Genomic DNA, 4,173 nt, shown 5'->3' with positions numbered 1-4,173 from the left:
TAAAAGAAAAAGTTCTTGCAATTTTGTAATTGGAAAAGAACAAAATATATGCAAGAACCCAAGCAGTGGAATGCTTTAGGAACAAATATAGCTGAATTAAAAGCAAAAGTCAAAAATAGCCGAACAGAGCTTAGACAACTCAGACAGCGACTGAAAGAATTAGAGGCGAGTCGGGATTTGTGGAAGCGTAAATATAAGACCTTACAATCCTCAGAATTGCGTTCTGTCAAGCAAAATTCAGGTCGGATTACTAAAGCTCAAGGATATCAGTACAGTGTTCAGACTATTCAAATGAGTGTATACTTATACTTGGTTTTAGGCTGTGGCTATAGAGGAATTGTAAAGATTTTGCTATACATTCAGTTAGAATTCGGTGTTTTAGGCGTCTTACCCAGTAAAAGTATCATTGCTGTATGGGTGCAGAAATTAGGCTACTATAAATATACTCATCCAGTCTGTGAGCTTGGTAAGTCCTATGGTTTAATCATTGATGAGTGTATGGTAATCGGTCAGCAAAGGTTAGTACTTATCTTGGGAGTAGCTGCCCAAAAAGAGCAGCCAACTGCTTTAAACTATGAACAGGTCAGTGTTTTGTCTATCGCAGTGCGATCATCCTGGAAAGCGGAAGATATTAGGGCAGAGATTGAAAAAGTGACAGAAAAAATGGGTAGTAAACCTGTCTATATTATCAGTGATGGCAATAGTAATTTACGCAAGGGTATTGGTGATAGTGGTTGTATCAGGATTGCAGACGTCTCTCATCAAATAGCCTTGATAGTAGAGAAACACTATCGTAACCATGGTAAGTTTATCAGTTGGCAGCAAGCCATCGCACAGGCTAAATTTCAAGGAATCATGAGAGAGGTGGCCTACTTGCTTCCACCTAAACAAAGAGTGATTGCTCGGTTCATGAATTTAGAGCCCAGTATTGTCTGGTCAAAGAAGATTATTACTTGTTTTGAAACCTTTTCAGCCAAAGAACAAGACTTTTTTAGACCTATCAAACAGCATCAGGGCTTAATTGAAGAGCTTCAAGCAGTTTTTCAAATGAGTCAACAGGTAATAGATTTACTGAAAATCAAAGGGTTATCTTATGAAAATATTGAGCAATGTAAGGATGTGCTTAAAAAACATCACCTGAGAGTGGATGGAAAAATAATCACAGCTATTGAAGAGTATTTACAGACAGAAAAGTTAAAATTACCTAATGCAGACACTGTTTGGAATTGCTGTTCAAACTGTTTGGAGTCTTTGTTTGCTAAATTCAAGCAAAAACTACCTGCCAATCCATTGCATGGCATTACCAAGCAAGTATTGGCACTACCACTTAGAACAAACAAAGGACTTAAGTTCGACATAAAGACAGCCTTAGAAGAGGTTTCTATGGCAGATTTAGACCAATGGGGTAAGGCAGTACTCGCTGATAAGCAAGTTCTTAGAAGGAAAAATACATTAAGAATATGAAAGAACTTTTTTACAGATTGGACAACCTACCCATAGGGACGATATATTAAAACATTTGAATGAATTTTACCCAATAATTATATTTAAACTATCAGAATTAACCTACCACCAAACAAAACCATCTATGAAAGCCCTTTTGTGTAAAGAATTTGGTAAACCAGATACCCTGATTTTAGAAGATATTGAACCCTTAAAAGCAGAGGCAGGTAAAGTTGTAATAACAATTAAAGCCTGTAGTGTCAACTTCCCTGATACATTAATTATCCAGAATCTTTATCAGTTTAAACCTGCTTTACCATTTTCGCCGGGTGGTGAGGTATCCGGTATTGTGAAAGAAATAGGTGAAGGAGTAAAACACGTAAAGGTAGGCGATAAGGTTTTTGCCATGACTGGCTGGGGAGGTATGGCTGAAGAAGTACTGGTAGATGCCCGTCGGGTTTTTCCGATGTTACCTTCAATGGATTTTGTTACAGCAGCCTCGGTTATGTACAATTATGGCACTTCATACCATGCCTTAAAAGACCGAGCAGAACTAAAGGCAGATGAAACCTTATTGGTTTTAGGCGCTGCCGGAGGGGTAGGATTAGCAGCTGTTGAGTTGGGCAAACTCATGGGAGCCAAAGTAATTGCGGCAGCTTCAACCGATGAAAAATTAGCCATTTGTCAAGAAAAAGGTGCAGACTTCACTATTAATTATACGACCGAAGATTTAAGAGAACAGATAAAAACATTTACCGAAGGTAAAGGAGTAGATGTGATTTATGATGCTGTAGGAGATAAATATGCCGAACCTGCCTTACGTTCCATCGGTTGGAAAGGACGTTACCTGGTAGTAGGTTTTGCCGCAGGCGAAATTCCCAAAATTCCTTTAAATCTGGCACTATTAAAAGGGTGTTCGATTGTCGGAGTTTTCTGGGGACAGTTTGCCGAAAAAGAATCAGCTAAGAATTTTCAGAATATTCAGGAACTGGCGGGTTATTTTATGAAAGACAGGCTACGTCCTCATATTCATAAATTATATCCCTTAGCAGAAGCTGCCGATGCTATATCAGACTTAATGAGTAGAAAAGTAGTGGGTAAAGCAGTGGTGGTAATGGCAGACGATGTAAAAATGCCTATCTATGAAGCTACTAAAGAAGAGGTTAGTTTAAAAGAAGAAAAACCTGTCGAAATCAAAAAAGAAGGGAATACTATTCTGTTTAAAAATATTGCTGAACTTAAAGCTTTCAAGGGTAAAGAATTAGGAATATCCAGTTGGCAGACGCTTTCACAGGAAATGATTAACGATTTTGCCAAAGCTACTTTCGACGACCAGTGGATTCATGTGAATGAAGAAATGGCCAAACAGTCTTCGCCTTTTGGTAAAACCATTGCACATGGTTTTTTATCTTTATCGCTCTCGCCTAAATTTATGTACGAAATGTTTAAAGTAGAATCAGCCAGAATGGGTTTAAACTATGGTACAAATAAGGTTCGATTTATTTCGCCTGTTCCATCCAGTAGTCGAGTACGTATGAAAGCGGTGTTGAAAGAAGTAGAAGATATGCAGCCAAGCGGAGCAAAACTGATAATAGATGCTACTTTTGAATTAGAAGGCTCAGAAAAACCTGCCTGTGTAGCGGAGTTGTTAAGTGTGATTTATGAGTAAGAGTTACGATATTTTAATAATTAATCGAAATTGGTAGAGACGTACGGTTCGCCGCGCGATTGCAATACGTCTCAAGAGGATTATCCTATCAAATAAAAGTGGTTCAAAGGATAGATTTTAAAAGATAATTAGGCTTTCCTTGGAAATTCTCTTAGATAAAATATTCTAACGACAAGACACTCAAAAATCTGAGTGTCTTGTTGATTTTCAAAGAGCAACATCTTTAAAAAGTACAATCTATCGTGAGTTTTTCGTCAATTGAGACTTTTCTGTTTACGAGTAGACACACTGAACCACCCCATTTTATGGGTGAGTTTTGATATGAAATTTTCAATTTAAGCGGCCATTTGGGCTTGCCTTTGAGCTTTCTGTCTTCGTTTGGCAATCAAAACAGCATTGGCAGTGTGAATACCGAAAAATAGCCAAACTTGTTCGTTGTCAGGACTTCTGGCTTTGTTCTTATGCAAGAGGTAATGTTCCTTTTCATTACCAAAACTGCCTTCTAAACGTGTAGCTCTTTCTTTATTAAGTACTGCTTTGATTTGTTTGGTAGCTTTATCATCTTTTCCAGTACCCTTTCTAATAAAGTTGGTCTGGATGTTCTTCTGAGTAGTATATTTACGATTTTCATTGGTAGCATAAATCCTGTCAGCAGCTATATGGGTACATAGACCAAAAGTACTTTTATGTTTGACTATACTGATTTTCAGACGTTTACACTCATTGAAGGCTTCATAACTTCCATATTCAATTATGCTGATTCCACCTACCTGCAACTTATGAACCTTCATTCCGAACTCTAAGGGTTTATTCTCTTTTCCCCTGATAATGGGTCTGAGGTAGGGTTTGTACAAACTTACTATCCGGTTTGGTATCTTGGCTTGTGGGTGTAAGTATCGCTGTTTTTGCTGTTGATAAACCAGTTTAATGGTCTTAAATGTTTCAGCGTCTACCATACTTAATCCTTTCGCTTGAGTTTGATTGAGCAGGGATTGATAGGCTTCTATTCCTTTATCCAACAATTTTAGTAAAGCATTTTGCCTGCTTCTGGTTTTTCTATA

Annotated in this window: 3 protein-coding genes; 2 read left to right on the top strand and 1 reads right to left on the bottom strand. The window is 37.7% G+C overall.

Annotated features, from left to right (window positions below; translation table 11 throughout):
- Nucleotides 1–48 precede the first annotated feature (48 nt).
- Entirely contained in the window at nt 49–1,464 is a 1,416-nt protein-coding gene (locus EWM59_RS27230; RefSeq protein ID WP_130024000.1) for a hypothetical protein, read from the top strand.
- Between the two features lie 124 nt (nt 1,465–1,588).
- Complete coding sequence (locus tag EWM59_RS27225) at nt 1,589–3,112, top strand: zinc-binding dehydrogenase (RefSeq protein ID WP_130024348.1); 1,524 nt, start codon at nt 1,589–1,591, stop codon at nt 3,110–3,112.
- 335 nt (nt 3,113–3,447) lie between these two features.
- Here the strand turns inward: EWM59_RS27225 and EWM59_RS27955 are convergent.
- Nucleotides 3,448–4,173, bottom strand: a 726-nt coding sequence (locus EWM59_RS27955; protein ID WP_510186009.1) for a transposase family protein, incomplete at its 5' end; no start/stop codon positions are given.

The organism is Emticicia agri, assembly GCF_004168285.1.
Lineage (GTDB): Bacteria > Bacteroidota > Bacteroidia > Cytophagales > Spirosomataceae > Emticicia > Emticicia agri.
This window is presented reverse-complemented; position numbering and strand designations above follow the sequence as displayed.

What these genes read in the sequence shown, in the direction of transcription:
- EWM59_RS27230 (WP_130024000.1), top strand. Translation starts at nt 49, where the DNA reads ATGCAAGAACCCAAGCAGTGGAATGCTTTAGGAACAAATATAGCTGAA.
- EWM59_RS27225 (WP_130024348.1), top strand. Translation starts at nt 1,589, where the DNA reads ATGAAAGCCCTTTTGTGTAAAGAATTTGGTAAACCAGATACCCTGATT.